The organism is Caballeronia sp. M23-90 (assembly GCF_053574605.1).
Map to the genome: position 1 here is coordinate 1 of NZ_JBSIPA010000382.1, position 6446 is coordinate 6446.

6 protein-coding genes are annotated in these 6446 nt (G+C 60.4%); 1 reads left to right on the top strand and 5 read right to left on the bottom strand.

Annotated elements, in window-relative coordinates:
• The 5 genes from ACRXB1_RS27490 to ACRXB1_RS27510 all read right to left on the bottom strand — a co-directional run.
• Positions 1-197, bottom strand: a 197-nt coding sequence (locus ACRXB1_RS27490; protein WP_449493819.1) for an FGGY family carbohydrate kinase, incomplete at its 3' end; no start/stop codon positions are given.
• An 11-nt stretch (positions 198-208) separates the two neighbouring features.
• Positions 209-1654 (bottom strand): aldehyde dehydrogenase family protein, encoded by a 1446-nt coding sequence (locus tag ACRXB1_RS27495; protein WP_449493820.1) that lies wholly within the window; start codon positions 1652-1654, stop codon positions 209-211.
• A gap of 34 nt (positions 1655-1688) precedes the next feature.
• The gene (locus tag ACRXB1_RS27500; RefSeq protein ID WP_174363279.1) at positions 1689-2702 is read right to left on the bottom strand and encodes an ABC transporter permease; all 1014 of its coding nucleotides are present in this window, start codon (positions 2700-2702) and stop codon (positions 1689-1691) included.
• 17 nt (positions 2703-2719) lie between these two features.
• A complete protein-coding gene (locus ACRXB1_RS27505) occupies positions 2720-4252 on the bottom strand; it encodes a sugar ABC transporter ATP-binding protein (protein ID WP_174363280.1) in 1533 nt (510 codons plus the stop codon).
• 76 nt (positions 4253-4328) lie between these two features.
• Positions 4329-5453 (bottom strand): sugar ABC transporter substrate-binding protein, encoded by a 1125-nt coding sequence (locus ACRXB1_RS27510; RefSeq protein ID WP_449493821.1) that lies wholly within the window; start codon positions 5451-5453, stop codon positions 4329-4331.
• 433 nt (positions 5454-5886) lie between these two features.
• Here ACRXB1_RS27510 and ACRXB1_RS27515 point away from each other — a divergent pair.
• Positions 5887-6446: SDR family NAD(P)-dependent oxidoreductase (locus ACRXB1_RS27515; protein WP_449493822.1), on the top strand; the 560-nt coding region annotated here is incomplete at its 3' end.

The following is a 6446-nucleotide window of genomic DNA, read 5'->3' on the forward strand; positions in this document are numbered from 1 at the left end:
TAGCGCGCGAGCACTTCCGTCACGGCCTTGTCCGCCGCTCGCCACCAGTACTCGGGATCCTGCTCGGCCCAGCCGGGCCGCAGGCTCATTACCGGGTAATCGCCGACCGCTTTCGCGGCCACCTGCCCGCGGCTGTCGACTGCGATCACCTTGCACGCCGAGGTGCCGATATCGATACCGAGAAGATAACGTTCCATCGACGTCCCCGTCATGCGCCGTGCCGAAGCCGCACGTGCTTGAGATGCAAGTAGCTTTCCATGCCTTCGTGGCCGTGTTCGTAGCCTGTGCCGCTTTGCTTGCGGCCACCGTAAGGCGCGTTCATGATGCCGGCATCGACATGATTGATCGATACGTTGCCGAAGTCGAGCCGCTTGCTCAGCGTGAAACTCTCCTTGATGTTTTCCGTGTATGCGTAGGCCGCAAGACCCGACGGCGTACCGTTGGCCTCGGCAATGGCGTCATCGAGCGAACGATACTGCGCCACGCCGATCACCGGCCCGAACGTTTCCTCGTGCATCACGAGCATCCCGGGCGTGCAGTCGGCAATGACCGTGGGCGCGTAGTACAAACCGCGCGTTGCGCCATCGGGACGTCCGCCGCCACAGAGAATTTGCGCACCGCGCTCGCGCGCATCGGCGACGTGACGTTCGACCTTGGCCACGCCTGCGCGGGTTGTCATGGGACCGACATCGGCGTTCTCACGCAGGAGCCCGTCTGCGACCACGAGGCTGCGTGCGCCCGACGCCAGTTGATCGACAAAGCGTCCGTAGACCGACTCATGCACGTACGCACGATTGATCGAGATGCAGATCTGCCCGGCGTTGCGAAACGCGCGGCGCAAGGTGCCCGCAACCGCACGTTCTATATCAGCGTTCCCCGTCACGATCAGCGGACAGCTCCCGCCCAGTTCCAGCGAAAGCGGCGTGATCCCACGCACCGTCCGGTAGATGTCTTCTCCTGCAGCTTGCGAACCGGTGAACGCGACTTTATCGATGTCTGGATGGCCGACCAGCAAACGCCCTGTCTCGCGGGCGCCCATGACAAGGTTCGCCACGCCCGGCGGCAGACCCGCCTCGTCCAGGCATCGAAACAATTCCTGCGCGCTCGACGGTGTGTATTCCGACGGTTTCACGACAATCGTGCACCCCGCCGCCAGTGCCGCTGCGAGTTTCCATCCGATCAGCTCGACCGGATAATTCCACGGCGCGATCGCCCCGACCACGCCCACGGGTTCCTTCTCGACGATGCTGATGAAGCCGTCGTCTTCGTTCGGAATCGTGCTGCCGAAGACGCGTACCGCTTCTTCCGCGTAGTAGTGAAACGCCTTCGCGAGTTTCTTCGCTTCGCCGCGCGCCTCGCCGAGCGGCTTGCCCATCTCTTCGGTGATCGCCGTGGCGATAAGGCGCTCGGCCAGCGTGACTTTATGGCCGATGGCATGCAGCAACTGCGAGCGCTCGAACGGGTTGGTCCATCGCCATGTTTGCCATGCTTTTTTGGCTGCGGCCACGGCTGCATCGACGACCGGAGCACGCGCGTCCGGGGCGCGGGCAATGATCTGTTCCGTACCCGGGTTCATCACGTCGAGCCATTCGATCTCGCCGCCATTGCCGAAGCGGCCGTCGATATACATCTCGCACTGTCTTGGATCGGTCATGTCTTTGAATGCCTGAAAAGTACTTTGAGCCGGCTCATTGCGCGACGAAGTTCACGCGAATGGCATCGACCGCCACGGCGATAAAGATCAGCACGCCGCCGATCATCTGCACATAAAACGACGGCACTGATGTAATAGCAAGCCCGACGTGGATCACCGTCAGCAACAGGACGCCGCCGAGAATCCCCGCCGCGCCGCCGCGTCCGCCGAACACGCTGACCCCGCCGATGATCGGCGCCGCGATTGCATAGAGCAGGAATCCTTCGCCCTGATCGGACGTGATCGCCATTTGCCACGCAGCCAGCAAGTAACCCGCGACGCCGGAAAGAAATCCCGACAACGTGAACGCAATGACCTTTACCCGGTTCACGCGGATACCGGCCGAGTTTGCCGCGAGCGCATTCCCGCCGGTCGCATAAAGGCTTCGGCCGAGCACGGTCTTGCGCAACAGGAAGCCCATGCCGATCAGCGCGACGAGAAACACAACCGGCATCACCGGCCAGTTGCCAATGGTGTACTGCCCGATCCAGATAAAGCTGTTGGGCATGTCCGAGATGGTATTGCCTTGCGTGACCGCCAAGAGCGAGCCTTGCAGCACGATCATCACGGCCAGCGTCTGGATCAGAGAGACCATCCGCAAGCGCGTGACACACAGGCCATTGAAGAAGCCGATCGCCGTCGCCGCCGCAATGCCGAGCGGCACGCCGATCGCCGGCGACATGCCGAGCCGGGTGCTGATGATCGCGCCGATTGCCGCTGAAAATCCCATGTTGCTTGCTATCGACAGGTCGATCTCGGCGACCATCAGCGGCAGCGATACTGCCAGCGCAAGCAACCCGAGCACGGTCGCCTGCACCAGCACGTTCTGCAGGTTCGAGACCGTGAAGAAGAACGGATTGAGCACGCCGAACACAATCACGAGCGCGGCAAGCCACAGCCACACCACGTTCTGGAACAGCCATTGCACGCTGTGTTTTGCGGGCCGCTTTGCCGCGGCGGGGGGCGCCGCCGGCGGAACGCTCGCGGAGATGTTGCTCCTGGGTTGCATGATCCGTCTCCTGAGTTTTAGTGTGTAAGTGCGCTGCTGGCGGCGCCGAATGCCGACTGCAGGATGGTGTCTTTATCGATGTCCGCGCCGGTGTATTCCTGGCTCACCTCGCCATCCACGAACACGCAGACGCGATCGACCATCCGCACCATTTCGTCCAGATCGCTCGTGATCACGATCACGCTCAGGCCTTCGCGCGTGAGGGCATCGATAATGCGATGAACCTCTTCCTTCACGCCTACGTCAATGCCGCGCGTGGGTTCGTCGAGGATCAGCAGTTTGGGTTCCGTGGCGAGCACGCGGCCCAGACACACCTTCTGCTGGTTGCCGCCGCTCAATGTGCCGAGCAGCACCTTCGGCGTCGCCGCCTTGACCCTGAGGTGTTCGAAGTAGCGCTTGACCACCGAGCGCTCGGCGGGGGCATCGATGACGCCAGCCTTGGAAACTTTCGCAAGACTCGACATGGTGATGTTCTGCGCGATGCTTTGCAGGCCGACGAGTCCATCGCGATGCCGGTCGTCGGACAGATACGCGATGCCGTTCGCGAACGCCGCTTGCGGATGATCGGGGAAATCCATCTCCCGATTGCCATGTCTGATGCGGCCGCGGCTCGCGCGATTGAGCCCGAACAGCGCGAGGCCAAACTCTTTCGCCCCTGACCCCGGCAAGCCCGCAAACCCCACGATCTCCCCAGGCTTGATGCTGAATGACTCTATATTGATGTTGCGTGCCTGAAGTCCGCTGACCTGCCATGCAGCTTCCCCTTGAATTTCACTTTCGCCGTGCGCCCGGTGGAACAACGGCACATCGCGGCCGATTACCAGCTCCGACAACGCATCCGAATCGATCCCGTCAAGATTGTCCATCTCCCCAGCAAGCCGCCCGTTGCGCAGCACGGTCACGCCGTCGCAGATGCTCAGGATCTCTTCGTTGTAGTGCGAGATGAACACAAAGCTCACACCCTGTGCCCTGAGGCTTCGCATGAAACCGAACAGATGATCGCGGTCCGCGAGCGTGAGCGCGGCGGTCGGTTCATCGAGGATCAGCAGCTTGCCGCCGCTGTACAGCGCACGAAGGATGTTCAGCTTGCGCTTGGCGACCGCCGAGAGTTCGCGCGCCGACATGCGCGGGTCGAGCCCCGTGCCTTCCAGCGCCTTGACCGCGTTCGCCATCAGCGCGCGCTGATCGACGGTCTTCGTGAAACCGCGCTTCACGGGCCAGTGACCGAGCATGAGGTTGTCGGCGACCGACATGGACTCGACGATCATCGGCTCCTGCGTGACGAGGAACACGCCGCGCGCTTCCATCTGCTTGACGTCAAAGCCCTGCACCTCTTCACCCGCAAATTCGATGCTGCCTTCCGTCGGCGATATCAAGCCTGAAATCAGCCCGACAAGCGTGGACTTCCCCGCGCCGTTTTCGCCGAGCAGGCCGTGAATCGTGCCGCGCCGGATGTTGACCGACACGTGATCGAGCGCGACGACCGCCTTGTAGCGCTTGACGATATCGCGGGTCCTGAGGATGTATTCCGTGCTGCTGGTATCTGCCATGTCCGACCATCCGGTTGCTGTTACCGGTCCGCGCCGTGACGCGGACCGGAAGACTGAACGTGCGCCAAGCGGCGGCCTAGCTGTAGCGCAGGCCCCATTCGTTGTAGGCGATGTTGCCCCACTGGCGCTTGTCCTTGACCGAGTTGCCATCGACTACGAAGGGCTGGATCACGAGGCTCGGACCTGTCACGGACTTCGTGATTTCCGCCTTCTCCCAGAAGTACTGGCTGTTCTGATACGGCCCGAGCGGTACGGGCTGGCCCTTCAATGAATACTTGTCTAGCATCTCGACCGTGATCTGCGCATAGGCGATCGGATCCTGCGATACGACCGCGTCCATGTAACCGTCGCCGATCCACTGGAGCGCAGCCGGTTCACCGTCGATATTCACGAAAATCACGTGGCCCTGCTCGCCGACTTTCTTCCACTTACCCTTTTGCTGCAGCGCGGTCACAATGCCGCGCGCGGGTGAGTCGCTTGGCGCATGCACGGCGTCGAGATCAGGATATTCCGAGAGCGTGGCGAGCGTCACTGACAGCATGTTCTTGAGCAGCCCTTCAGTCGGGCGGCTGATCAGCTTGATGTCCGGATACTTCTTGAAGGTCGCCTCGAGCCCTTCCTTGCGAAGACGCCATGCCACCGATTGCAGCGCGCCGTAGCAGTTGAGCACCGTGCCCTTGGCCGAACCGTTCTTCTTCTTGAGCGCCGCGACGATGGCTTCGGCCGCCATCACGCCGCCGGCGTAATTGTCGAAGTCGACGGTGATCGATACATCGCCGGCGAGCGCGGGGGTATCGATGATGCCGACCGGAATCTTCTTCATGTTGTACTTCTTGATCACGCTCGCGATAGCCTGGCTGTCGATCGGGTCCGCGATGATCGCAGCCGGGTTCTTGAGCAACAGGCTCTGCCATTGCTCGAGCTGGGTCGTGGTGCTGAAGTTTGCGTTGACCGCCTGGAACGTCCAGCCTTTAGCTTCGACCGCGCGCTTTACCGCTTCCTGTTGCGTCGCGAAGAAGTAGTAATCGAGGCTCTTGTTGCTGAACGGCACGAGCGGTTTTTGCTGCGCGAGCGCCAGTGGCGAAAGGGAAAGCGCGCCTGCGGTCGCGGCCATATCGACCAGGAACTTGCGGCGGGAAACCGGTTTTGAAGCAGATTGTGAAGCTGACTCTGATGCGAAGGCCTTTGAATCATCATCCATGGCTTGTCTCCTCTCATGGCAATACAGGCGATTTCTGCTTTTCGACAGTCTGCGTCGGTCGCCGAGGTTGTAGTGAACAACAATTTGAACCGTAGTATTACGACGCAATGTAAAGGACTGAGCGATGGATCACAATCTAGGGTTTACGTGGTTCAAATACTTGTTTCCATGCGATAAATTTGCTGCGTCGCGGCGATTCTCGTATTTTTGGCGTAAAAATTACGATACCAACACACGCATTACAGGTTAAAAAATGCGTTCTTCACGTAGCAACACTACTTTCTGATACGAAATTAACAAGATCGCGCCGTTAGATTGGTCACCCGCGCCGCATCGCCCGCAGCCCGCCGCGTAGCGCCATCCCACTACAATGTTTCCCTGCGCTTCGGCTCACTAAAAGCCGATATGACAAAACAGATACGAGGACAAACGCATGACACAGCTTTTCGATCTGAGTAACCGCACCGCGCTTGTCACCGGCTCGGCGCGTGGCATTGGCTTCGCGCTCGCTGAAGGACTCGCGAATGCAGGCGCTGCGGTGATCATCAATGGAACGAGACCCGATACCGTCGACGAAGCGGTCTCGCGCCTCGTAAGCAACGGCTTGAAAGCGCAAGGCCGTGCGTTCGATGTCACGAACGAACAAGCCGTCAAGGATGCGTTCACGCACTGGGACGAACATGGCGTGCAGATCGATATCGTCATCAACAATGCAGGCATTCAATTTCGAAAGCCGCTTATCGAGCTTGAGCTGGGCGACTGGCAACGCGTGATCGATACCAACCTCACGAGCGCGTTCATCGTGTCCAAGGAAGCGGCGAAGCGCATGATCGCGCGCGGGAACGGCGGCAAGATCGTGCACATCAATATCGTCATCAACAATGCAGGCATTCAATTTCGAAAGCCGCTTATCGAGCTTGAGCTGGGCGACTGGCAACGCGTGATCGATACCAACCTCACGAGCGCGTTCATCGTGTCCAAGGAAGCGGCGAA